This window comes from Streptomyces sp. NPDC093221, assembly GCF_044753885.1.
Taxonomy (GTDB): Bacteria; Actinomycetota; Actinomycetes; order Streptomycetales; family Streptomycetaceae; genus Actinacidiphila.
Genome location: NZ_JBIVOA010000004.1, coordinates 374,762 through 397,301 on the forward strand (window position 1 = coordinate 374,762; position 22,540 = coordinate 397,301).

Below are 22,540 nucleotides of genomic sequence, written 5' to 3' on the forward strand. Positions count from 1 at the left end.
TGCTGCTCGCCGCGCTGTCGCGGGGCGGTGCGGTCAGTCCAGGGTGCGCAGCACGACGGCGGAGTTGAAGCCGCCGTGGCCGCGGGCCACCACCAGCGTGGTGCGCAGTTCCGCGGTGCGCGGCGACAGGACCAGATTGAGGTCGTAGCCGGGGGACGGCAGATCGTCCGCGGTCGGCGGGATCAGGCCCTCCTCCATGGCGAGCAGGGCTGCCGCCAGGTCCAGCGGCGCGGCCGTGCCCGGGTAGCGGCGCCCGGTCATGGTGCGGGGCGCGGTGACGGGTACGGCGTGCACGCCGAACACCGCGGTGACGGCGGCCGATTCGGCCGCGTCGAGGCCGGGGACGAACACCGCGTCCACCTCGCCGGGGACGGCTCCCGCGTCGCACAGGGCCAGTTCCACCGCGCGCCGCAGTCCCGGTTCGCGTCCGCCGCTCGGGTCGGGGTCGAAGGTCGCGCCGTATCCGGCGACCTCGCCGTAGATCTTGGCGCCGCGGGCCAGGGCCGCGTGCGCGGTCTCCAGTACCAGCAGCGCTCCGCCGCCGGGCCGGGCGGCGGGCGGCGGGGTGTGCGCGCTCCAGGTGGCGGGGCAGACCGGCGCGTCCACACCGCCGGAGACGATGAGCCGTCCGCCCTGCCGGATCTGCCGCCGGGCGTGCGCCACGGCGTCCAGGCCCTTCATGCCGTCCCTGATCGAGATCTGGCCGCTGCTGACGGCGTAGAACCAGGCGAAGGAGCGGTACGCGCCGCTCTGCCGCCCGGCCTGGCCGCGCGGTCCGCCGGTGCCGGCACGGAAGCGGGTGCCGAAGCCGGGCCCGCGGCCCTCGCCGTACCGCCCGCCGGGAGCCGCGGCGGCGGCAGCCGCGGCGGTGACGGCCGTCACCGCGTCGGGGCCGAAGTCGGGCAGGTCCTGCGGGCGGATGCCCGCGTCGGCCAGCGCCCAGTCCGCTGCGGCCAGCGCGAGCCGGGCCATCCGGTCGGCCTGCGGCGCGGGCCTGCCCCACAGTTGGTCGCCCGGAGCGGGGTCGAGGAGGGCGGCGGTCTGCCAGGCGGGTTCGCCCGCCGTACGGGCCTCGCCGTGCCGTCCGGCGCCGCGCCCGCTCCCGCACGCCTGCGCCCAGTAGTCGCGGGCGCCCAGTCCCGCGGGCGAGACGATGCCCAGACCTGTCACCACCACAGCGCCGGTCACGGCACCCTCCGCAGCAGCTCGGCCGCGCCGGGCACCCGCCCGGTGCGGCGGGCGGGCGGGGCCGGTCGGGCCCGCTCCACGATCGCCGTGCTGTCCATGGCCACGCCTTTCCGCAGTGCCCGAGCATGGACACCGCGCCCGAGCATGGACACCGCGCCCGGTGGCGCGGTGCCCGCCGATTCCGGCCGTTCAGGCGCCCGGTCGTCGGTGCCCGGGTCCGGTCAGACCTTGAACAGCTCCTTCTTCGCGTAACCGCGCTGCCAGATCAGCTTGTTGACGACGCGCAGCGGCGGCGGGAAGGACCCGAGGAACCGCTTCTGGTCGTCCGGCGTCGCGTCGTCGATGACCCAGGGGATGTAGACGCTGACGCCGCTGATGCCGAGGTTCTTGGCGTTGGCGAGCCCGAAGGTCCGCCATTCGGCGGGCGACAGCACGTCCTGGATCAGCGGCAGCGCGGCCTCCTCCTCGTGCGTGAAGTGGCCGTCCATCACCTGGTAAAGGTCCTCGATCAGCGCGGCCAGGTCGCCCCCGCCGCCCTTGATCGCGGTGTCCACCGCCTCGATGCGCGGGCCCAGCTCGGCGTGCTCCTCTTCCATTTCCTTCATCAGCCGCTGATCGTCGGGACGGTCGGCGATCTTGGCCTCCACCTGCGGCCACAGCGCCCGGTCCTCGACCGAGTGGTGGTTGTGGAGCTGGTGATTGAAGTTGTCCCACCCCGCGCGCACCTGCGGCGCCGTCGCCTGACCGGCGGCCACCGCGGTCGCCAGCCGGCGCAGGTCGCGTCGGAACGCCTTGTGCGTCGCATACATGACGGTGAAATCGATGTCCACGTTCGGGTCTTTCGACTCGGCCACGACGGCCCACCACTTTCTTCGTACGAATGTCGTTATCGGCCCCCCGGGGATCGGGGTGACCGCTCGGAGCCTCGACGGTCCGGAGGCTCCCCTCCGGGCCCGGCGTCCGGGCCACCGCCAGACCGTGTCCGGCCCCGCGGATAAAGAGCTTCGGGCCACGGTCGATGTGACATCGTGGCACCGTGTGATCATTCCAGCACTCATGGAGATCGGTGGGGCGCGCCGGAATATCGCAGGTGAAAGAGACGCGCGTCACATTTCGCGGCGCGAGTGTCACGCTTTCGGGTCCGTCGTACCTCATAGGTGAAACGCATCACGGGAGGCTCACATCGTGTCCGACACTCCGGCTCAGCTCCCCTCGGCTGCTGGTGACCGCGCGACCGAGGTGTTCGTCGGCCATCGGGAACTCCTGTTCTCGGTGGTCTACAACCTGCTCGGCAGTGTCTCCGACACCGAGGACGTCCTCCAGGAGACCTGGCTGGCCTGGGCCCGCCGGGTCCGCCAGCCGGACGCCGAGGAGATCGACAACCCGCGCGCGTACCTGGTGCGGATCGCGGTCAACCAGGCGCTCGCCCGGCAGGCGACGATCAGCCGTCGCCGCGAGACGTACATCGGCCCCTGGCTGCCCGAGCCGCTGCTGACCCGTACGCCCGACGCCCTCGACAGCCCGCAGGGCGCGCAGGCCGTGGACGCCGCGGAGTCCGCGCTGCGCACCGAGTCGGTGTCCATGGCGCTGCTCGTGGTGCTGGAGACGCTGACGCCGCTGGAGCGGGCGGTCTTCGTCCTGCACGAGGTGTTCGGCTACGCGCACACGGAGATCGCCGAGATCCTGGGACGCAGCCCGTCCGCGATCCGGCAGCTCGCGCACCGGGCCCGCGAGCACGTCCAGGCCAGGCGGCCCCGCTACCAGGCCGATCCGCACCTCCAGCAGCAGGTCACCGAGCGGTTCGTGGCCGCCGCGCTCGGCGGCGACATCGCCGAGTTGATGAGCCTGCTCGCGCCGGACGTGACGATGTGGACCGACGGCGGCGGCAAGGTCCGCTCCGCGCTCCGGCCGGTCAACGGCCGGGACAAGGTCGCCCGCTTCCTCAACGGCTACGCCACCAGCCGGCTGCCCGAGTCGCTGGACATCCGCTACCAGCAGGTCAACGGCGACCCGTCGGCCGTCGTCTTCTCCGGCGACTCGCCGTACGCGGTCATGGTCATGGACCTCAACCCGAGCAACGACCAGATCACCGACATCTACCTGGTCACCAACCCCGACAAGCTCTCCCGGGTCCGGCTCGACGAGAGCGGTGAGCCGACGGGCGCGCCGCGGCTCGCGCCGGACGCGGTGCCCGAGCCGGAGCTGGACCCCGAGCAGGAGGACGCGCACCCCCGGGACGCCGGACGGCGCGCGGACACCCCCTAGGCCCGGGAGCCGCCGGGTGAATCCCCCGGACCGGCCGCCCCCCGTCACCCGACGGCGCGCAGGGCGCCGGTCACCCGGCGGCTCCCGACCCCCGTCGCGAGGACGGTGCGCGACGGTACGGACTACTGCGGCGCGCTGACCGGCGGGCCGCCGTGCGGTCCGCCCTGCGGCCGGGCGGCGGTGATGCCGTGCCGCTCGCCGACCGCCTTGATCGTGTCCCAGTCGGGCCGCTCGGGGCGGGTCAGCACCTCGCTCAGCTCCTCGAAGAACAGCTCGATGCCGCCGGGCGTCATCGTGCAGAGCATGAGTCCCGTGGTCTCGCCCACGTTGAAGAAGGAGTGCCACACGCCGCGCGGGCCGTGCACCATCGTCCCGGCGGGCGCCTTGTGGATCTCCTCGCCGACCTTGACCTCGAATTCGCCCTCGAGGACGTAGAAGGACTCGTCGGTGTCATGGTGCACATGCCACACCGAGCCCTCCCCCGCGGGCATCCGGACCTCGTAGAACGAGGAACGGCCGCTGGTGTCCGAGCCGCGCAGCAGGAAGCGGGTCTCCTCGCCTCCGCCGTATGTGATCGGTACGACGTCCTCCAGTCGGACGACCTTGCCGGAATCCACGCCCATCACACCCTCCACCGGTCGAATTCGGGAACTCGCAGAAACGTCAGGAACACGAACAGCGCGGATCACCTCGGATCCACGCGGAAGACCGCGGGGCGCCGCGAAATACCGCCGTGCGACGCACCGCCGTGCCAAGGAGACAGGGAACGGGCGGGGCGGTCAGCCGTCGATGATGGGGTGCACGCCGCGCAGTTCCTCCTCCAGCGCGCCGAGCCAGCCGCGGAAGAAGACCAGCGGCTCCTGGTGCTGCCGGGGCACGCCCAACTCGACCACGCGGCCGAGGAAGATCGTGTGGTCGCCGCCGTCGAACTCCTCGACCAGGTGGCAGGACAGGAACGCCAGCGCCTCGCTGAGCACCGGAACGCCCGTCACCGACGGGTGGTTGGCCACGTCGTGGATCTCCGCGGTGCCCTTGCCCGCGAAGGCGCGGGCCACGCCCTCCTGCTGCCCCTGGAGGAAGTTGACGACGAATTTCCCCGACTCCCGCACGACGGACCGCAGTCGGGACTCGTTGTGCAGGCAGAACAGCACCAGCGGCGGGTCGAGGGAGACCGAGGTGAACGAGTTCACCGTGGTGCCTTCGGCGTTGCCGTCCTCGCCGCTGGTGATCACCGTCACGCCGGTCACGAACATCCCGCACACCGTCCGCAGTGACCGGCCGTCCACCGGGTGCGCCTGGTGCAGTGACATCAGTCTGCTCAACGGGGCCGGTTCGCCCACCCGTTCCTCCGGCGGCGCCACCGTATTTCCGGCGACGGTCCCGGCCGCCACCGCGTTCGACGACATCGCACCTGCCATCGTCCACACCTCCCACACCACAGAGCCCGACAACGCGATTCAGGGGCCGCACCCGGACGTCAGGGGACGGTCGCCATGGTCGTTCGGAGAGAATCAAAGAGAATCAGGGAGAATCCGCGAGATTCGTGAAGATTCGTAGAGATTCCGAGAGAAAGGACCGCGCCGGGGGCTTTCGCCGACACCGCACCGGATCCTGACTACCAGGTTCTTCGGTCCGCCGGTCCGTCACAAGATCCCCGGCTTCAGGTCTCGGTCAGGAACCACAGATGCACCGCCCGACCTTCCGGAAAGGGCCAGGCGCGTGTCAGAGGAGTGTCAGATCCGGCGGTAGGCGGGCGAGAGCCGGCCGACCGGCGGCCCGCCGACCGACGTCCGGCCGGAGGCGGTTGGCCGTCAGACCGCGCGGCCGAGCGCGGTGAGCATCTGCCGTCCGCCGGGGCCGAGCGGGAAGCAGTTGGTCCTGGCGAGCCCGGCGCGCAGCGCGAGGCTGCCGCCGAAGGACGCGAGGTCGGCGTCGGGCGCGGTCACGACCAGCGCCACGCCGAACCGGCCGCCGACGGCGACGACGCGCTCGGCGAGCCGGGTGGCCTCCAGGTCGTCGGCGAAGACGAGTCGGCAGTCCTCGACGGCGAGCACGATGCCCTGCCAGGTGTCGGTGGGGTCGGGGACCGGGCCGTGGTGGCGGGCGCGGTCGGCGATCACGGCCACCGCGTCGCGCAGCAGGTCCACGGTCTGCTCGCGGGTGGCGGCGGTACGGGCGGCGGCCTCGGCGATCGGCGCCGGGGTGTCGTGCCGGCCGCCGGGGTCGGCCAGCCACAGCGTGAACTCCTCGCGGCGCGCGGCCTCGTAGAGCACCATCAGCAGGAAGCTGCTCTTGCCGCTGCCGGGCGCGCCGCAGATCAGGCCGCTCTCCATGCCGGAGCCGGGGGTGTTGAGCTGCCAGTAGGCGGGCTCGCCGGTCGCGCCGACGCCGACGCGGTGCCGTCCGGTGGTCTCGTCGTAGGTCGGGCCGGGATAGCGCGGGCCGCGCTGCTGGGGCGCGGTGTCGCGGGCGGCCCTGTTCTCGGCCTCGCTGAGCGCGGACTCCAGGACGCGGCGGGCGCGGTCGGCGACCTCGGGGTCCACGGCTCCGGTCGCCACGGCGGTGTCGTGCTCGGCGACGGCGAGCAGGCGGCGCCTGGCCCGGTCGTCGCCCGCGGCTCCCGCGTCGACCACCAGCCGGGCGGCGCGCTCGCACAGATCGGCGGCCCTGGCATAGGCGCGGGCGTCCTCCGGCCGTTCGAGCCGCGTGTCGACCGCGGTGCGGTAGCAGGTCCTCGCGGTCGTCTGGAGGCGGCCGAGGTCGGCTCCGAGGGCGATCAGGACGAGCTGGGCGTGGACGATCTGCACGGCTTCCGCGTGCGAGAGCATCCTGGGGCCCGTCTCCGTCCCGACCGTCTCCCCCGAGCCGCCGTCGGCCTCGCGTAACAGGCAGTCGGTGCCGTGCGTCCACGCGTGGACGACGTCTTCCACGGCCTGCGACCGGTCCTCTGCGAACGACACGGCAATTCCCCTTCGCGTCACTGGTGTTGCGCCTGTGCCCTACGGTACGGGGCGGTAGCGTCACCCAACAGCGCGCCAGGGGGTCAGTAACCGGTCAATGCCGTGCCGCCGTCCACCGTGCCGATGGCGATGTGCGGCTGCGCCGCGGGCCGCAGCCACGCGAGGATCCGGCTCATCGCGTCGGCGGGTACCGAGACGCAACCGGCCGTCGCGCCGCTGCCGTTGACGTGCAGGAAGATGCCAGCGCCGCGGCCCTTGACCGGCTTGGCGTAGTTGAAGTCGATCAGGACGGCGTGCGCGTACTGCCCGGGATAGTCGGCCAGGCGCTCGGACTCGGTGCCCCGGCAGTCCTTCGGCAGCGGGTCGACCCAGCGGTTGTAGGAGGTCGACTGGGTGTCCTCGCACCACCAGGCGGTCGGGGTGACCGCGCGGTACGGCAGGGCGGTGCCCGCGGGCGCGGCGGCGTTGCCGAAGGCGAGCGGCAGGCCGTAGAGGCCGGTGGGCGTGGTGCTGGTGTTCTGGGTGCGGGTCGCGCCGTCGGCCAGGCCGTGGGCGCCGAAGCGGGCGGGTGCGGTGCCGACGGCCTTCCAGCCGCCGCTCTGTTTCTCCCACCAGGTGAGGGTGCCGCTGGTGGAGCCGAGGGTGGGGGCGCTCGCGGTGATGAGCTGGGTGCCGCCGCCGGTGTCCTTCATGATCTGCGGGAGGTTCGCCACGGGCCGGGGCTGCGCCGTACCCGAGCCGGGAGCGGGACCGGCGCCGGCGCCGCCGACCGCGAGCGTGGTGGCGAGGGCTGCGGCGGTGACCAGGGTGGTCGGGGTCAGTGGGCGCACGGGGTCTCCTCGGTGCGGTGGTGGCGGATGAGCGCCAGCCGGGTGTGTGCGGGGTGTGGATGGGCAGCAGCTAAGCATGACCGTTGTGGTAATCGGCCGTATGGAGAGCATTGTCAGCTCCGCGACCACGGTCCTTCGCGAGGAGGGTTTCGACGCGCGTGGCGTCACCGGCGCGCGCGACGCCGTCTCCCTGATCGGCGCGGGCGGTGTGACGGCGCTGGTGATCGGCGGCGGTGTGGGCCCGCTGGCCGCGCGTCGGCTGCGGAAGGCCGCCGCCGCGCACTCGGTGACGGTGATTCGGGGCGGCCTGCGCGGCCAGGACGTGCGCGGTTACGTACGGCAGCAGATCGTTCCCCAACTGCGGGCCGCCGGTTCCTGACGGCCCGCGGCGCCCCGCGAACGCCCTGCGACCGTCAGCCGGTCGTCGTGGGAGCCCCGGCCGGGTCAGCCTCAGGGGCGTCCGGCGTCAGGTCGATCACCCAGTCGTGGCACGTGATCGGGTTGCCCTTGGGGTACTCGAAGTCGGCCTCGCCCAGCAACGTGAATCCGGCCTTGCGGCAGACGGCGTTCGACGCCGGGTGGCTGACCTTGGGGAAGGCGTGCAGGTGGCGGTGGGCACCGGCGGCTCTGGCCGCCTCGGTCACCGCGCGGGCGGCGTCCGCCGCCAGGCCCCGGCCCTGGAACTCCGGGAGGATCGCCCAGCCGGTCTCGTAGACCTTCCCGCCCCGCCACGTCTGTTCCCAGAAGCCGATGGAACCGGCGACCTCGCCGTCCGGGACGAGCACCACGCGGTACATCCTGCCGCCGGTCTTCTCGATGTCCTGGTAGCGCTGGTGCCGGGAGAGCAGTTGCTCCTCGGTCTCCGGTCCGCCGAGGTACTCGGTCATCTCGGGTGTGTTCGTCCTGCGGAGCAGCCACAGGTCGTCCGCCGACCAGGGCTCGATGCGAATTCGCGGCTCATGTGCGTCGTTCATGTCCGCACCGTACGACGAGGGTCTGACAGTCGGCCCCCGAGGCGGGCCGGCGCGGGCCGGGCACAGGCGGGAACGAGCCCGGAGCGGGTTCGGGGCGGGCCCGGAGCGGGTCCGGACATGGAGGAGCCCCGGCCGGGACGGGGGGACCAGGCCGGGGCAGTAAAGGGTGAAGAACGTGTGCGAACGTCTTCACAATATTAGTTTAACACTCAATGAGCGAAGTCAAAGCCACTCGGCGCGGACGTGGACCGCGCCGGGTCCTCGAGGGCCGAGGCGACCGCGGGAGCGGACACGGGAGCGTGCAGCGGGGCGGCCGGGGCGCGGGAGCCGCCGAGCAGATCGCAGAATTTCCTGGCGTCCGCGGGCAGGTCACGGCGCCAGGCCATGGCCACGACCGGGGCGAGCAGGACGAGGGCCGCGCGCAGCGAGCTGGTGACCGACAGCCGCACCAGCGTGCCGTCGGCGTGCGGGGCGAGCTCGAAGCCGTACACGGGCACCTGGGTGCCCAGCGGGCACCACATACGCTGGCCGCGGAAGACTATCCGGCGGCCCGGTTCGAAGGCGGCGCAGACCAGCCGGTGCGGTCTGCGCCGTCCGGGGTAGCGGTAGCGGTACTCCGCGTTCACACCCGGCGGGACCGGCGCTGAGTCGACGAAGGCCACCCCCGAGCTCCACAGGGCGAGATTGCGGGCGTCGGCGAGGAAGTCGAAGACCTCCGTGGTCGGCCTCGACACGAACACGTTCGTGGACACGCTCGGCATCACAAACCTCCCCGGTAGCGGCGTGGGCGGCGAGCCGTCGCGGGTACGCCGACCGCACCCGTGGGGTGCGCGGCTCCGGCGCGGTACCGCCGCCTGTTTCACTCCTCTCGCACAGCGTGCCCCGCAAAGGTGCACATGTCGTGGCAATGCGCCCATTGGAGTGAGAACGCTGCGTGCCGGGGGATGAAACCGCAGGCCGGAGGCCGATAGCCTGGCGCGCGTGGAAGAGCAGAAGCTGCCGGCGCACTTCGAGCGCGGCACGGACGGACCGAAGGTCATCCTCGCCGGACTGGACGGCTCCGACACGTCGTGGCGGGCCGCCGCGTACGCGGCGGGGCTCGCGCGGCGGCAGCACGCGCTGCTCGCCCTGGTCTACGTGCAGCCGTACATGCCGACCGGCGCCGCCCTCGGGGTCCCGGTGTCGGAGGTCGACACCGGGATCGCCGAGCAGCTCATGGCGGAGATCCGCGACTCCGTCGAGCGGTTGCAGGGGACGTTCACGGTGCGGTGGGAGTTCCACACCTTCCGCGGCGACCCCTACAACGGCCTGACCACGGCCGCGGAACAGCTCACCGCGGACGCGGTCGTGGTGGGCGCCTCGGAGCGCGCCGGGCACCGGTTCGTCGGCTCGGTCGCCGTCCGGCTCGTGAAAGCCGGACGGTGGCCGGTCACGGTCGTGCCGTAGCCGCGGTCGCGCCCGCGGTCGATACCGGCGCGACGGGGGCGTACTTGTAGCCGACCCGGCGCACCGTCACGATGCTGGCGCGGTGCTCCGCGCCGAGCTTGCGGCGCAGCCGGGCGACGTGGACGTCGACCGTGCGGCCGTCGCCGACATGCCCGTATCCCCAGACCGTGGTCACGAGCTGGTCGCGCGAGTGCACCCGGTGCGGGTGCGCGACGAGGTGCGCGAGCAGTTCGAACTCCAGGTAGGTCAGGTCGAGTTGGCGACCGTCGACCGCGGCGGTGCGGCGCTCGTCGTCGATGCTGATCGGCACCTGGGAAAGCGGGTCGGAGGTCTCCGTCCGGCCGGTGCGGAACTCGGGGGCCGGGGCGGGGACGGCGGTCGGGACCTGCTCGGCCGGGACGAGCACCAGGTAACCGACCATCGGGGCGCCGCCGGGGATGGTGGGCAGCACATGTCCCGGCGCGGGCAGCCAGGTGGCGCCGGGCGGCAGGAAGTCCGGTGCGGGCGGCACCTCGTCGGGGCGTACGGCGCGCAGTCGCTGCCGGTTGACGGCCGGAGCGCCGCCGGAGGAGGGCGCGCCGCCCGGTCGGGCGGGCAGCGTGGAAAGGGAGTGGACGTTCGGCAGGTTCGACATGATTCGGCTCTTTCGCGCGATGGGGTCGTCAGGACGCCGTATTGCGCGGGGACCGGTGGCTGCGGGCAGCGGCTCGGAGGCCGGTGCGGCGGGGTCAGCTCAGGACGCGGGTCCGCGCGGGGGTCGCGCGGCAACACCAGCGGTCGAAGTGGTGCTCCTGCCGGGACGGCCAGAAGGGTTCGAGGTCGTCGCGACCTGTCCCGGAGTCAGTAGTGCTGGCCATGTGTCCTATTGAACCAGACGACGTGCGCGTGCGGTGACCGCCCGGACACACTGGTGCCGCTTTGCCCGCATTCCGGCCACTGACCTGGGCGCGCGCTCCGGGTCGGCGCGCGGGCCGACCCGGAGCGCGGACGGCTCGGGGCGCGGGTCTACCCTGGGCAGCCGGACCATAAGGAGTACCCCCATGCATACCCACATGGATCTCGGCGCGTTCCACGACGTCACGACGTTCGCGATGTCGAATTCGCCCGGCCCCGGTCCGGTGATGCGCAGCATCATCGTCGTCTCGGTGGTCGGTGTGGTGTTCCTCGCCTGGTTCCTGCTGCGCGGTTACCGCAACGACGGGGACTAGTCACGCGGGGCCGCGCCGGGCGGCCGCGGTCATCTCGCGCGCAGGCCGTACGCGACCTCGTAGGCGTACAGCCAGGTCAGCGGCCCGACGGCGCCGTCCGCCGGGCCGAGCGCGGCGACGTAGTGCCGCTGGAGGGCCTTGACCTTGGTCAGGTCGAGCGCGGTCATGGTGCGGGACGGGCCGACCTTGTACGGCGGGCCCCAGTTGCCGCGTTGCAGCCAGGTCTGGAGCAGCAGGGTGTGGTCGCTGACCGCGCCGAGGACGAAGTACTCACGGCCGGGGAACGCGGGCGCCGGGTGCGTGGTGGCGGTCGGGCGCACTCGGTAGGAGGCGACCGCCGTGCCGCCGCGCGGGTCGGCGGGGTCCGCGGTCGGCGGGCAGATCCCGTCGGGGAAGCGCGGCGCGAAGTAGCCGGTGACGCGCTGGGCGTGACGCAGTTCACGGTGCGACCACACGCCGTTGCCCTGGCCCCGGTCGGTGGCCCCGGCCTTCACGCTGTTGCCGCCCTTGGTGTGGACGTAGCGCTCGTCGAAGCCGGTGACGATCTCGGTGTGCCCGCCGCCGTCCAGATTCACCCAGGCGCCGATGCTCGGGTACGCGGACCAGGCGCCCTTGCGTCGGGCCCATGTGCTGAACGCGGTCACGTTGTCGGTCTTCGGGACGGCCTGGTCGAGACCGACGTCGTGGTACATGTCCCAGTCGAAGATCACGCACCAGGAGACGCGGTTCTCTCCGTACTCCTTGCCGAATTCGGTGTCGTTGTCCCAGCCGTCGGCGCCGCTCCAGTGCTCGTAGACGCGTTCCGGGACCGCCATGACGTGTTCGATGAGTCGTTTCCACTGCGGGTCGGCCATCGGCCCTCCCCGGGGCTTGCGCCGGAAATCGGCGCGTATCGGATGATGTACACCCTGCCCAACGAGGGGGTGGCCGCCGGGACATGCGTCAGGGGCGGACACCCCCGGCGTCCGCCCCTGAGCCCTGTGCCGTCGCGCCGCCTCAGCGCAGCGGCATCCCGGACAGCGTGCGGGCGATGACCAGACGCTGGATCTCGCTGGTGCCCTCGAAGATCGTGTAGATCGCGCTGTCGCGGTGCATGCGCTCCACCGGGTACTCGCGGGTGTAGCCGTTGCCGCCGAGGATCTGGATGGCCTGGGCGGTGACCTTCTTGGCGGTCTCGCTGGCGAAGAGCTTGGACATCGAGCCCTCGGCGGAGGTGAAGGGCTTGCCCGCCGTCGCCATCCAGGAGGCGCGCCAGACCAGGAGGCGGGCGGCGTCGATCTGGGTGCGCATGTCGGCGAGCTGGAAGGCGACGCCCTGGTTGTCGATGATCGGGCGGCCGAACTGCTCGCGGCCGGTGGCGTATTCGAGGGCGTATTCGTACGCGGCGCGCGCCGTGCCGACGGCCATGGCGCCGACCGCCGGGCGGGAGGCCTCGAAGGTGGCCATCGCCGCGTTCTTCACCCGCTCGCCGCCATGGGCCGACTTGGCCCGTTCGCGGGCCCGTGCCAGCCGCTCGTCGAGCTTGTCCTTGCCGCCGAGCAGGCAGTCGCCGGGAATCCGTACGTCCTCCAGGACGACCTCGGCGGTGTGCGAGGCGCGGATGCCGTGCTTCTTGAACTTCTGGCCCTGGGACAGGCCGGGAGTGCCGGGCGGCACGATGAAGGAGGCGTGGCCCTTGGTGCCCAGCTCCGGGTCGACCACGGCGACGACGACGTGGACGTTGGCTATGCCGCCGTTGGTGGCCCAGGTCTTGGTGCCGTTGAGCACCCACTCGCCGGTGGCCTCGTCGTAGACGGCGCGGGTGCGCATCGCGGAGACGTCGGAGCCCGCGTCGGGCTCGGAGGAGCAGAAGGCGGCGAGCTTGACGTCGTCGGCGTCGCCGTACATCTGCGGGACCCAGGTGCCGATCTGCTCCTCGGTGCCGTTGGCGAGGACGCCGACGGCGGCGAGTCCGGTGCCGACGATGGACAGGGCGATGCCCGCGTCACCCCAGAACAGCTCTTCCATGGTGAGCGGGATGCCCAGGCCCGTGGGGTCGAAGAACTGCTGGGCGTAGAAGTCCAGCGAGTACAGTCCGATCTTGGCGGCCTCCTGGATGATGGGCCACGGGGTCTCCTCGCGCTCGTCCCATTCGGCGGCGGCCGGGCGCATCACGTCGGCGGCGAAGCCGTGGATCCAGTCGCGCACGGACTGCTGGTCGTCATTGAGTTCGAGCGTGAAGTCGCCCATCTTCCCCTCCACGTGCCAGTTACTAGCGGTAACAGCAGTCTGTTACCGACCGGTAGGCCATGTCAACTCATTCCGCCGCGCGCGGGGGGCGGCTGGCGGGGTGTTACGTTGCGCTGACCACCAGCAATCGAACAATTGGGGAGGCGCGGGTGGACACCGGCCAGCGGCAGGACCAGCGGACGGCCACGGAGCGGCGCCGGGCGGAGCTGCTCGAAGCGGCCGACCGCGTCGTCCTGCGGGACGGGCCCGAGGCGTCCATGAACGCCATCGCCGCCGAGGCGGGCATCACCAAGCCGATCCTCTACCGGCACTTCGGCGACAAGAGCGGCCTGTACCGGGCGCTGGCCAAGCGGCACACCGACGCGCTGCTGGCCACCCTGCGGGCCGCGCTGGACTCCCCCGGCGACCGCAGGGACCGCGTCGAGGCCACCTTGCACGCGTATCTGTCCGCCATCGAGGCCCACCCGCAGGTCTACCGCTTCCTGATGCACCCGGCCGAGGCGCCCGCCGACGGCGACAAGGGACTGGACGCCGGACGGCACTCCGTACCGCTGCTGCGCCGCATGGGCGAGGACCTGGCAGAGGTGATCGCCGAACGCCTCGACCTCGGCCCCGACTCGGAGCAGCTCGCCCGCGCCTGGGGACACGGCATCGTCGGCATGATGTACGCGGCGGGCGACTGGTGGCTCGGCGAGCGGCCGTTCTCCCGCGACCTGCTGGTCAGGCACCTGGCCGACCTGCTGTGGGGCCGCCTCGCGGCGGCCGGCGACCGGGCGGGCAGCCCGGGGCTGTGACGCGGTCGGCGGATCAGGAACCGCGGGCGGGCCGCACCCGTCCCCACAGACAGCGCCGGTGGCGCGGATGCCCCCGGTGCGCGTGGAGTTCGGCGCACGGTCCGACCGGGGCGGCGCGGTGCGGTCCGGGGGCCCGGAGTCGATAGGCTGAGCCGGGACCGAACCTTGTCGGCCGCCCAAGTGGCGCTCGGAGGCGTACAACCAGCCGCCACGGGGCAGCGGGGCCGGTCGCAGTCGAGGAGGAAGAGAGACGATGGCAGGCAACTCGGAGCCGCTGTCGCCGCGGGCGAAACTGGCCGTGACGGCGGGCAAGGTGGCGGCGGGCGTGTCGCGTGCGGCAGGCCGTGGCAGCGGCTCGGTGATCGGCGGCAAGGTGGCGCTGAGATTCGACCCCGACCTGCTGGCCAGGCTCGCCCGGCACCTCGACGTGATCCTGGTGTCGGCGACCAACGGCAAGACCACCACCACCCGGCTGCTGGCCGAGGCGCTGCGCGCGGGCGGCCCCGTCGTCTCCAACGCGCTCGGCGCGAACATGCCCGCGGGGATCACCTCCGCGCTGGCGGGCGGCTCCGAGGCGCGCTTCGGCGTGATCGAGGTCGACGAGAAGTACCTGGCGGGCGTCGCCCGCGACGTCGCCCCCAAGGCCATCGCGCTGCTCAACCTCTCCCGCGACCAGCTCGACCGCGCGGCCGAGACCCGCATGCTGGCCGAGAAGTGGCGCGAGGGCCTGGCAGGCGTCGAGGCGATCATCATCGCCAACGCCGACGACCCGCTGATCACCTGGGCCGCCTCCTCCAGCCCGACCGTGGTGTGGGTCGCGGCGGGCCAGGAGTGGAAGGACGACGCCTGGTCGTGCCCGTCCTGCGGCGGCGTCCTGCAACGCCCGTCGGAGGACTGGTTCTGCGCCGAGTGCGGCTTCCGCCGCCCCACCCCGACCTGGGCGCTGTCCGGCGACCACGTGATCGACCCGCACGGCTCCGCCTGGCCGATCCACCTCCAGCTCCCGGGCCGCGCCAACAAGTCGAACGCGGCGGTCTCGGCCGCCGCCGCCGCGGCCTTCGGCATCGACCCCAAGGTCGCGCTGGAGCGGATGTACGCGGTGCAGGCGGTCGCGGGCCGCTACGACGTGGTGAGCTTCCAGCAGCGCGAACTGCGGCTGCTGCTGGCGAAGAACCCGGCCGGCTGGCTGGAGACCTTCTCGCTGATCGACGGCCCGCCCACCCCGGTGATCCTGTCGGTCAACGCGCGCGGCGCCGACGGCACCGACACCTCCTGGCTGTGGGACGTGGACTACACCCGGCTGGCCGGACACCCGATCATGGTGATCGGCGACCGCAAGCTGGACCTCGCGGTCCGCCTGGAGGTCGCCGGGCTCCAGTTCCGGGTCTGCGCCAACCTCGACGAGGCGGTGCGCTCCGCGCCGCCCGGCCGGATCGAGGCCATCGCCAACTACACCGCCTTCCAGGACCTGCGCCGCCGGGTCGGCAACTGACCGCGACCACGTCGCGTCACATCGCGTCACGTTGCTGACGACGGACAAGGAGAAGCACGCATGAGTGAGTCCAGCCTCCGCCTGGTGTGGGTCTACCCCGACCTGCTGAGCACCTACGGCGACCAGGGCAACGCGCTGGTCGTGGAGCGCCGCGCCCAGCAGCGCCGGGTGCCGGTCACCCGGGTCGACGTCCGCTCCGACCAGCCGGTGCCGACGTCTGGTGACATCTATCTGATCGGCGGCGGCGAGGACCGCCCGCAGCGGCTGGCGGCGGAGCGGCTGCGCCGCGACGGCGGCCTGAACCGGGCGGTCGCCAACGGCGCGATCGTCTTCTCGGTCTGCGCGGGCTACCAGATCCTCGGCCACGAGTTCGTCAACGACCTGGGCCGCCCCGAGCCGGGCCTCGGCCTGCTCGACGTGGTGAGCGTGCGCGGCGAGGGCGAGCGGTGCGTCGGCGACGTCCTGGCCGACATCGACCCGCACCTCAATCTGCCGCCGCTGACCGGCTTCGAGAACCACCAGGGCGTCACCCATGTCGGCCCGCAGGCCAGGCCGCTGGCCCGGCTGCGGATGGGCAAGGGCAACGGCACGGGGGACGGCACCGAGGGCGCCTTCAACGACACGGTCTTCGGTACGTACATGCACGGTCCGGTGATGGCCCGCAATCCGCAGATCGCCGACCTGCTGATCAAGCTCGCGCTGGACGTCAACGCGCTGCCGCCGGTCGACGACCAGTGGTTCGAGGCGCTGCGCGCCGAGCGGATCGCGGCGGCCGTACAGCCCGCGTGACACCGTTCCGACCCGCCTGACCCGTACCGCGCCCGTGTCCTCGCAGGAGGGCGCGGGCGTCGTGCGTCGGCGGGGGTCCGAGGTGGGTCCGTCACGCTGCGCAGGCGTTCCCCGGAGTTTGAGTAATCGTCAGGTGTCCGCAGTTCGGTCGCCGTGGAGGCGTGACAGCCGCTCTCGGTAAGCTGGCTGCGATCCATCCGGACGACGGGGTCCGGCCGTCCGGTCGAGTTGCGGGAGTAACGAGAGCAATGCGTATTGGTGTGCTGACCAGCGGCGGCGACTGCCCCGGGCTGAACGCCGTCATCCGGTCCGTGGTGCACCGCGCCGTGGTGGACCACAGTGACGAGGTCATCGGCTTCCACGACGGGTGGAAGGGCCTGCTCGAGTGCGACTACCGCAAGCTGGACCTCGATGCCGTGAGCGGCATCCTCGCGCGCGGCGGCACGATCCTCGGCTCCTCGCGGGTCCAGCCCGCCCACCTGCGCGGCGGGGTCGAACAGGCCAGGGGCCACGTGGCCGACCTGGGCCTGGACGCGATCATCCCGATCGGCGGTGAGGGCACCCTCAAGGCGGCCCGGCTGCTGTCGGACGCGGGCCTGCCCATCGTCGGTGTGCCCAAGACCATCGACAACGACATCGCGTCCACGGACGTGACCTTCGGCTTCGACACCGCCGTGATGGTGGCCACCGAGGCCCTGGACCGGCTCAAGACCACCGCCGAGTCGCACCAGCGGGTGCTGATCGTGGAGGTCATGGGGCGGCACACCGGGTGGATCGCGCTGCACTCCGGGATGGCGGCGGGCGCGCACGCGATCCTGGTGCCGGAGCGGCCGTTCGACGTGTCGGAGCTGGCGCGGGTCGTCGGCCAGCGCTTCGAGGCGGGCAAGAAGTTCGCGATCGTGGTGGTCTCCGAGGGCGCCAAGCCGCGCGAGGGCACCATGGACTTCACGTCGGGCGCGACCGACATCTACGGCCACGAGCGGTTCAGCGGCGTCGCCAACCAGCTCTCGGTCGAGCTGGAGGAGCGGCTGGGCAAGGAGGCCAGGCCGGTCATCCTCGGGCACGTCCAGCGCGGCGGCACGCCCACCGCGTACGACCGCGTTCTCGCCACCCGCTTCGGCTGGCACGCCGTGGAGGCCGTCCACAAGGGCCGGTTCGGCATGATGACGGCGCTGCGCGGCACCGACATCACGCTGGTCCCGCTCGGGGAGGCCGTCGAGCACCTGAAGACGGTGCCCGCCGAGCGGTACGTCGAGGCCGAGTGCGTGCTGTGAGTGGCGTGTCCTGACGCTTCATGACGTGCTCCGACCACGTGCGTCGGCGCTCCCCGCCCCCGGCCGAATCGGCGTCCGGGGGCGGTTCTACTCTGGAGCGGGCACAAGGGTCGAATCGGAGCACGGGCCGGACCGGCAGCACGCGGCCCGGCGCGACAGGAGAGTGACGGATGGACCACGGCGGACACGGCATGCACATGGACTTGCCGCCGTTCACCCTCGGCCGGGGGCTGTCGTTCAGCGGCGGCGATCCGTTCTTCCTCATCGGCTGCCTGGTGGCGCTGGTCCTCTACGGCTGGGGTGTGCTGCGGCTGCGGCGGCGCGGCGACTCGTGGTCGCCCGGCCGTACCGTGGCGTTCGTCACAGGGGTGCTGACGGTCGCTCTGGTGATGTGCACCAAGCTCAACGACTACGGCATGGTCATGTTCAGCGTGCACATGGTGCAGCACATGGTGCTGAGCATGCTCTCGCCGATCCTGATCCTGCTGGGCGCCCCGGTGACGCTGACGCTGCGGGCGCTGCCCGCCGCCGAGCGCGGGCGCACCGGACCGCGCGAGCTGCTGGTGAAGCTGCTGCACAGCCGGTATCTGCGGATCATCACGCACCCGGCCTTCACGCTCCCGCTGTTCATCGCGAGCCTGTACGGGCTGTACTTCTCGCCGATCTTCGACACGCTGATGCACACCAGGACCGGGCACATCGCGATGATGGTGCACTTCCTGCTGGTGGGCCTGCTGTTCTTCTGGCCGATCATGGGCGTCGACCCGGGGCCGCACCGGCCCGGTTATGTGATGCGGATGCTGGAGCTGTTCGCGGGGATGCCCTTCCACGCGTTCTTCGGCATCGCGGTCATGATGGCCAGCGAGCCGATGCTGACCACCTTCGAGCACCCGCCCGCCTCGCTGGGCATCGACGCGCTCGGCGACCAGACGGCGGCGGGCGGCATCGCCTGGGCGTTCAGCGAGATCCCGTCGGTCGTCGTGCTGGTGGCGCTGCTCTTCCAGTGGTACACCTCCGAGCAGCGGCAGGCACGGCGCGGCGACCGGGCCGCGGACCGCGACGGTGACGCGGAACTCGTCGCGTACAACGCGTATTTGGCATCGTTGGAGGCGCGCGGTCGCGGCTGACGGAGGGGGGCCCGGGATGGGCGAACAGGTACGGATCTCGGGGGCGGCGCTGGAGCTGCCCGGCGGGGTGACGGTCCGCTTCATGCGGACGCTGCGGCTGCCCGAGAAGGGCACGCACCCGCTGCCGCCCGGCCTGGGCTCCTTCCCGCTGCGCCGCGTGGGCGACTTCGCCGGGCGGACTCCGGAGCGGTGGCGCGCGCACGGCGGGGTGCTGCTGCCGGTGTATCAGCGCGAGGCGATGTGGCTCAGCTTCTCCTCGGCCGCGCCCGCCGCCCTCCAGGTCGGTGTCGGGAAGGTGTGCGCGGTGTCGGGCCGGCCGTGGAGCGACCGGCTGTCGCGCGACCCGCAGAATTACGTGGTGCTGCCCCGGCAGCCGTGGCTGGACGGCATCAACTCGGGCCCCGGCACGATCCGGCAGTTCGTGGCCGTGCCCCTGGGGCTCGGGGCGACCGTGGAGGGGCAGGTCTCCGGCGAGGAGGTCTGGGGCGGGGTGCAGCTCCAGGTGTTCGAGCTGCGCGAGGAGCCGCTGGCGCGCTGGCGCGCCGAGCAGAGCCGCAGGACGGTGACGACGAACGGGCCGTGGGGTGTGTCGGCGCAGGCGGGCGGGGGGTACGGCGGACCCGCGCTCCCGTCGATGGCCCCTGGCGCGGGTCACGTGCCGCCGCCCGCACCGATGGCGGCCAGGTCGGCGCCCGCGATGGGGCTCGGCGCGGGCGGCCGGATGCGCCAGGAGGTGTACCGCGACGAGCGGCCCGCGCAGGACTGGCGGAAGAAGCCGTCCGGCCGGGTCTTCGTCCATCTGGCGACGGCCCCGCAGTGGCGGGAGATCACCGGAGAACCGGCGCCCGCGTCCCCGGTGGACCGGGCGGCGTACAACGCGGCGGGGCTGCCGTGGTTCGACTACTACGACGCGGACGGCGAGGATCTGGCCGCCACCGAGCCGTTGACCGGGGTCAGGCCGGTCGGTGACTGGCTGGGCGATGACGAGCAGCCGTGGGCGCCGCCGAAGCCGGAGCAGGTCGAGCACCTGGGCGACGATCCGGGCCGGGTGACCGACGGGGAGTGGTGAGCGGCCTGGCGCGCGGCGGGCCGTGAGGCGTGGTGGCGCGCGGGGTGCCCGTGGGGTCACCATGAAGGAAGGGCCGCGATACGGCTTCCGCCTCGTCGGCGGGTGCGCGCACGCGCCTGCGGAAGGGAGGCGTGCGATGCCGGGTTCCGTGAAAGCGATGGCGTTGACCACGGTGGCGTTTCTGGTCGCGGTGGTCGCCTACACCGTGGCACTGGGGTCGAACGGCTGGCTGTGGTTCGGCTGGGTGGTGCTGGGCCTGTGCACGGCGGGGGCGGCGGCGATCCGGGAGCCGCACTGAGTGTGCGGGCGCGCCGAACGAGCGGGCCGGCTGAGCGAGCCCCGGGCCGGGCGGGCGGCCGACCGGCCTGATACGGATACGGGCGGGCGGCCGGATCTGGGCAGGCGGCTGGATACGGGCGGGCGGCCGGATCTGGGCGAGTGGCCTACTCCCCCGCCGCCGGGGCCGCGTGCCGGGCGAGGCCGGAGACCAGCAGGTCGAGGCCGAATTCGAAGCGTTCGTCGCCGACGTCCCGCATCAGCTCGTCGACCATGCCGGTGATGACGGGGAACTGCCCGCTGGGCAGGCTCTTGTAGTAGTCGCGGACCTGGGCGAGGAAGTCGTCCTTGCCCGCCGTCGTGACGCCGGTGCGGAAGGCGAGGGCGGCCTCCTCGGCCGCGGCGGCGGTGACGTACAGCGCGAGCGCGTCGACCCCGTAGGCGCAGACCTGCACGGGCAGTCGCCCCGCGGCGAGGATGGCGAGCACGCCCTCGGCCGTGCGCATCGCGTTCTCGCCGGTGGGGACGCCGGTCTCGATCGAGAGCCGGGCCAGGTCGCCGTGCGCGGCCAGCGCCGCGCGGGCCTGCCGCATCACGTCCTTCACCTGCTCCTGCCACCGCTCGGGGTCGGGGACCGGGCAGTGGATCTCGGCCCTGACCCGGTCGAGGACCAGGGCGATCAGCTCGTCCCGCCCGGCGACGTGCGCGTAGAGGGAGGCCGCTCCCGTGCCCAGCTCCTGGGCGACCCGGCGCATGCTCATCGCGTCGATGCCCTCGGTGTCGACGATCCGCAGGGCCGCCGCGATGATCCCGTCCTGGCTGAGGACGCGGCGCGGCGCGCGCTTGCGGGTCGGCCCCCAGGGCGGGGCGGGGATCTCGGTCACGGCGGTGGAACCTCCAGGGACAGCGGCTGCGAACATCGTACTTGACACGAACAGTGTTCGTAAGTAGAACGGTGTTCGTTCACAGCACGCCGTCCCGCCACCGCCCGGAGGAATCACCGTGACCGCATCGACCCTCACCGAGGACCCGGATCGCGCGTCGGAGCCGGACGCGGCCCCGGTCGGCGGTGCGCGGCTGCGCTGGCTCGCCCTCGCCGTGGTCCTGGCCGTGGAGGTGATGGACCTGCTGGACGCCACGATCGTCGGCGTGGCCTCGCCCTCGATCCAGGCGGACTTCGGCGGCAGCTCCACCCGTATCCAGTGGATCGCCGCCGCGTACACCCTCGCCTTCGCCGTCCTGATGATCACCGGGGCGCGGCTCGGTGACATCGTCGGCCGCCGCCGGATGTTCCTGATCGGGGTGGCGGGCTTCGCGGTCTGCTCGCTGCTGTGCGCCTGCTCGGGCTCCGCGGACATGCTGATCGGCATGCGGGCGGCGCAGGGCGCGTTCGCCGCGATGATGGTGCCGCAGGGCCTCGGCCTGATCAGGGAGGTCTTTCCGCCGGCCGAAATGGGCGCCGCCTTCGGCGTGTTCGGGCCGGTGATGGGTCTGGCGGCGGTCGCCGGTCCGGTGCTCGGGGGTTTCCTGACCGACGCCGATCTGTTCGGCACCGGCTGGCGGGCGATCTTCCTGATCAATGTGCCGATCGCGCTCGTCGCCTTCGCCGCCGCCCTGCGCGTACTGCCGGAGAGCCGCGCCCCACGGCCGCCCCGGCTCGACGTGCCGGGTGTCGGCATCCTCAGCGTCGCCGTTCTGCTGCTGGTCTATCCGCTGGTGCAGGGCCGCGACCTGGGCTGGCCGCTGTGGAGTCACCTCTGCATGGCGGCGTCCGTACCGGTCCTCGTCCTCTTCGCGCGCTACCAGAAGTCGGTACGGGCCCGCGGCGGCTCGCCGCTGATCGAGCCGGGACTGTTCCGGCACCGCGGCTACACCGGCTCCCTCGCCGTCGGCCTGGTCTTCTTCGCCGCGCTGACCGGCCTGATGCTGGTGGTCACCCTCTACCTCCAGTACGGGCTCGGCTTCAGCGCCCTGCACGCGGGCGCGACGATGATCCCCTGGGCGTTCGGCTCCGCCGTCGGCGCGACGCTGTCCGGCATGCGGCTCGGCCCGCGCTACGGCCGCCGTGCCGTACAGGGCGGGCTGCTGCTCACCGCGCTGTCCGTGGGCGCGGTGGCACTGACCGTGCGCCTGGCGGGCGACTCCGTGACGAGCTGGCAGCTCGTACCGTCCCTGCTGGTCAGCGGCGCGGGACTCGGTGTGGTGATGGCGCCGTTCTTCGACATCGCGCTGGCGGGTGTGTCCGACCAGGAGACCGGCTCCGCCTCCGGGGTGCTCAACGCGGTGCAGCAGCTCGGCGGTTCGATCGGCGTCGCCGTCCTGGGCACGGCCTTCTTCGCTCGGACCGGACACGGCATGGGCGCGGCGGCCGTGGCCACCTTGCTGATGGCGGCGGGCGGGCTCGCCGCCGCCTTCCTGGTGGCCTTCCTGATGCCGCGCGCGGCCCAACACGCCGGGCAGGGCGAGGAGTCGGGGCCGGCCGGACACTGACCGGAGAACCGTGCGTACGCCCCGGGCCGGTCAAAGGCGCGGGTCGTGGGCGTGCTCCGGGCTCGCGCGGCGGGGGCGCGGGCACTACTCTGCCGGGGCACCGAGGATCGGGGCACCGCTCTCCGGGCG

Annotated in this window: 25 protein-coding genes; 12 read left to right on the forward strand and 13 right to left on the reverse strand. The window is 72.6% G+C overall.

Going from position 1 to position 22,540, the window contains the following annotated elements:
• Positions 1 to 33: 33 nt before the first annotated feature.
• Together ACIQCJ_RS18580 and ACIQCJ_RS18585 are read right to left on the reverse strand one after the other, a co-directional pair.
• The gene (locus tag ACIQCJ_RS18580; RefSeq protein ID WP_402711937.1) at positions 34 to 1,188 is read right to left on the reverse strand and encodes a beta-ketoacyl synthase N-terminal-like domain-containing protein; all 1,155 of its coding nucleotides are present in this window, start codon (positions 1,186 to 1,188) and stop codon (positions 34 to 36) included.
• A 221-nt stretch (positions 1,189 to 1,409) separates the two neighbouring features.
• Positions 1,410 to 2,042, reverse strand: a complete 633-nt coding sequence (locus tag ACIQCJ_RS18585) for a hemerythrin domain-containing protein (RefSeq protein ID WP_355341092.1) — start codon at positions 2,040 to 2,042, stop codon at positions 1,410 to 1,412.
• Positions 2,043 to 2,373: 331 nt separating this feature from the next.
• On the opposite strand from ACIQCJ_RS18585, the gene sigJ reads away from it, so the two are divergent.
• Positions 2,374 to 3,453 carry an RNA polymerase sigma factor SigJ gene (gene sigJ, locus ACIQCJ_RS18590; RefSeq protein ID WP_402711938.1) on the forward strand — a complete coding sequence of 360 codons (1,080 nt, stop codon included), beginning with the start codon at positions 2,374 to 2,376 and terminating at the stop codon, positions 3,451 to 3,453.
• A gap of 122 nt (positions 3,454 to 3,575) precedes the next feature.
• Here sigJ and ACIQCJ_RS18595 read toward each other — a convergent pair whose 3' ends face one another.
• The 4 genes from ACIQCJ_RS18595 to ACIQCJ_RS18610 form a co-directional block, all read right to left on the reverse strand.
• Positions 3,576 to 4,076, reverse strand: a complete 501-nt coding sequence (locus ACIQCJ_RS18595) for a cupin domain-containing protein (RefSeq protein ID WP_355341098.1) — start codon at positions 4,074 to 4,076, stop codon at positions 3,576 to 3,578.
• Between the two features lie 156 nt (positions 4,077 to 4,232).
• Positions 4,233 to 4,871 (reverse strand): flavin reductase family protein, encoded by a 639-nt coding sequence (locus tag ACIQCJ_RS18600; protein WP_355341101.1) that lies wholly within the window; start codon positions 4,869 to 4,871, stop codon positions 4,233 to 4,235.
• Between the two features lie 393 nt (positions 4,872 to 5,264).
• Complete coding sequence (locus ACIQCJ_RS18605) at positions 5,265 to 6,413, reverse strand: hypothetical protein (RefSeq protein ID WP_355341104.1); 1,149 nt, start codon at positions 6,411 to 6,413, stop codon at positions 5,265 to 5,267.
• A gap of 83 nt (positions 6,414 to 6,496) precedes the next feature.
• Positions 6,497 to 7,219 (reverse strand): L,D-transpeptidase, encoded by a 723-nt coding sequence (locus ACIQCJ_RS18610; RefSeq protein WP_402712133.1) that lies wholly within the window; start codon positions 7,217 to 7,219, stop codon positions 6,497 to 6,499.
• 100 nt (positions 7,220 to 7,319) lie between these two features.
• Here ACIQCJ_RS18610 and ACIQCJ_RS18615 point away from each other — a divergent pair, with 100 nt between their 5' ends.
• Positions 7,320 to 7,622, forward strand: coding sequence for a hypothetical protein (locus tag ACIQCJ_RS18615; protein ID WP_355341107.1), 303 nt, complete (start codon positions 7,320 to 7,322; stop codon positions 7,620 to 7,622).
• Positions 7,623 to 7,656: 34 nt separating this feature from the next.
• Here the strand turns inward: ACIQCJ_RS18615 and ACIQCJ_RS18620 are convergent, their stop codons facing one another.
• Both ACIQCJ_RS18620 and ACIQCJ_RS18625 read right to left on the reverse strand, forming a co-directional pair.
• Positions 7,657 to 8,217 carry a GNAT family N-acetyltransferase gene (locus tag ACIQCJ_RS18620; RefSeq protein WP_402711939.1) on the reverse strand — a complete coding sequence of 187 codons (561 nt, stop codon included), beginning with the start codon at positions 8,215 to 8,217 and terminating at the stop codon, positions 7,657 to 7,659.
• Positions 8,218 to 8,426: 209 nt separating this feature from the next.
• The gene (locus ACIQCJ_RS18625) at positions 8,427 to 8,969 is read right to left on the reverse strand and encodes an SRPBCC family protein (RefSeq protein WP_402711940.1); all 543 of its coding nucleotides are present in this window, start codon (positions 8,967 to 8,969) and stop codon (positions 8,427 to 8,429) included.
• Between the two features lie 229 nt (positions 8,970 to 9,198).
• On the opposite strand from ACIQCJ_RS18625, the gene ACIQCJ_RS18630 reads away from it, so the two are divergent.
• Positions 9,199 to 9,663 carry a universal stress protein gene (locus tag ACIQCJ_RS18630; RefSeq protein ID WP_355341116.1) on the forward strand — a complete coding sequence of 155 codons (465 nt, stop codon included), beginning with the start codon at positions 9,199 to 9,201 and terminating at the stop codon, positions 9,661 to 9,663.
• Here the strand turns inward: ACIQCJ_RS18630 and ACIQCJ_RS18635 are convergent.
• Both ACIQCJ_RS18635 and ACIQCJ_RS18640 read right to left on the reverse strand, forming a co-directional pair.
• Positions 9,647 to 10,297: a winged helix-turn-helix domain-containing protein gene (locus ACIQCJ_RS18635; RefSeq protein ID WP_402711941.1), complete on the reverse strand. Its 651-nt coding sequence runs from the start codon at positions 10,295 to 10,297 to the stop codon at positions 9,647 to 9,649. The genes ACIQCJ_RS18630 and ACIQCJ_RS18635 overlap by 17 nt on opposite strands.
• A gap of 94 nt (positions 10,298 to 10,391) precedes the next feature.
• Positions 10,392 to 10,520, reverse strand: a complete 129-nt coding sequence (locus ACIQCJ_RS18640) for a hypothetical protein (RefSeq protein WP_262928374.1) — start codon at positions 10,518 to 10,520, stop codon at positions 10,392 to 10,394.
• Between the two features lie 183 nt (positions 10,521 to 10,703).
• Here ACIQCJ_RS18640 and ACIQCJ_RS18645 point away from each other — a divergent pair, with 183 nt between their 5' ends.
• Entirely contained in the window at positions 10,704 to 10,871 is a 168-nt protein-coding gene (locus tag ACIQCJ_RS18645; protein ID WP_355341375.1) for a hypothetical protein, read from the forward strand.
• A gap of 29 nt (positions 10,872 to 10,900) precedes the next feature.
• On the opposite strand, the gene ACIQCJ_RS18650 is transcribed toward ACIQCJ_RS18645, so the two are convergent.
• Both ACIQCJ_RS18650 and ACIQCJ_RS18655 read right to left on the reverse strand, forming a co-directional pair.
• The gene (locus tag ACIQCJ_RS18650; protein ID WP_355341123.1) at positions 10,901 to 11,725 is read right to left on the reverse strand and encodes a hypothetical protein; all 825 of its coding nucleotides are present in this window, start codon (positions 11,723 to 11,725) and stop codon (positions 10,901 to 10,903) included.
• Positions 11,726 to 11,867: 142 nt separating this feature from the next.
• A complete protein-coding gene (locus tag ACIQCJ_RS18655) occupies positions 11,868 to 13,100 on the reverse strand; it encodes an acyl-CoA dehydrogenase family protein (protein ID WP_355341126.1) in 1,233 nt (410 codons plus the stop codon).
• Between the two features lie 149 nt (positions 13,101 to 13,249).
• Here ACIQCJ_RS18655 and ACIQCJ_RS18660 point away from each other — a divergent pair, with 149 nt between their 5' ends.
• The 7 genes from ACIQCJ_RS18660 (at position 13,250) to ACIQCJ_RS18690 (ending at position 19,943) form a co-directional block, all read left to right on the forward strand.
• Positions 13,250 to 13,894 carry a TetR family transcriptional regulator gene (locus ACIQCJ_RS18660; RefSeq protein WP_188282467.1) on the forward strand — a complete coding sequence of 215 codons (645 nt, stop codon included), beginning with the start codon at positions 13,250 to 13,252 and terminating at the stop codon, positions 13,892 to 13,894.
• A 253-nt stretch (positions 13,895 to 14,147) separates the two neighbouring features.
• Complete coding sequence (locus ACIQCJ_RS18665; protein ID WP_355341129.1) at positions 14,148 to 15,386, forward strand: MurT ligase domain-containing protein; 1,239 nt, start codon at positions 14,148 to 14,150, stop codon at positions 15,384 to 15,386.
• 60 nt (positions 15,387 to 15,446) lie between these two features.
• On the forward strand, positions 15,447 to 16,175 hold the full coding sequence (locus tag ACIQCJ_RS18670) for a type 1 glutamine amidotransferase (protein WP_188282469.1): 729 nt from the start codon (positions 15,447 to 15,449) through the stop codon (positions 16,173 to 16,175).
• A gap of 248 nt (positions 16,176 to 16,423) precedes the next feature.
• A complete protein-coding gene (locus tag ACIQCJ_RS18675; protein WP_188282470.1) occupies positions 16,424 to 17,449 on the forward strand; it encodes a 6-phosphofructokinase in 1,026 nt (341 codons plus the stop codon).
• Between the two features lie 170 nt (positions 17,450 to 17,619).
• Positions 17,620 to 18,576: a cytochrome c oxidase assembly protein gene (locus ACIQCJ_RS18680; RefSeq protein WP_391045115.1), complete on the forward strand. Its 957-nt coding sequence runs from the start codon at positions 17,620 to 17,622 to the stop codon at positions 18,574 to 18,576.
• A gap of 16 nt (positions 18,577 to 18,592) precedes the next feature.
• Positions 18,593 to 19,645, forward strand: a complete 1,053-nt coding sequence (locus ACIQCJ_RS18685; protein WP_401853858.1) for a hypothetical protein — start codon at positions 18,593 to 18,595, stop codon at positions 19,643 to 19,645.
• Positions 19,646 to 19,781: 136 nt separating this feature from the next.
• Entirely contained in the window at positions 19,782 to 19,943 is a 162-nt protein-coding gene (locus ACIQCJ_RS18690; protein WP_355341139.1) for a hypothetical protein, read from the forward strand.
• A 145-nt stretch (positions 19,944 to 20,088) separates the two neighbouring features.
• Here the strand turns inward: ACIQCJ_RS18690 and ACIQCJ_RS18695 are convergent, their stop codons facing one another.
• Positions 20,089 to 20,805 (reverse strand): TetR/AcrR family transcriptional regulator, encoded by a 717-nt coding sequence (locus tag ACIQCJ_RS18695; protein ID WP_402711942.1) that lies wholly within the window; start codon positions 20,803 to 20,805, stop codon positions 20,089 to 20,091.
• Positions 20,806 to 20,923: 118 nt separating this feature from the next.
• On the opposite strand from ACIQCJ_RS18695, the gene ACIQCJ_RS18700 reads away from it, so the two are divergent.
• Complete coding sequence (locus ACIQCJ_RS18700; RefSeq protein WP_402711943.1) at positions 20,924 to 22,411, forward strand: MFS transporter; 1,488 nt, start codon at positions 20,924 to 20,926, stop codon at positions 22,409 to 22,411.
• Positions 22,412 to 22,540 lie beyond the last annotated feature (129 nt).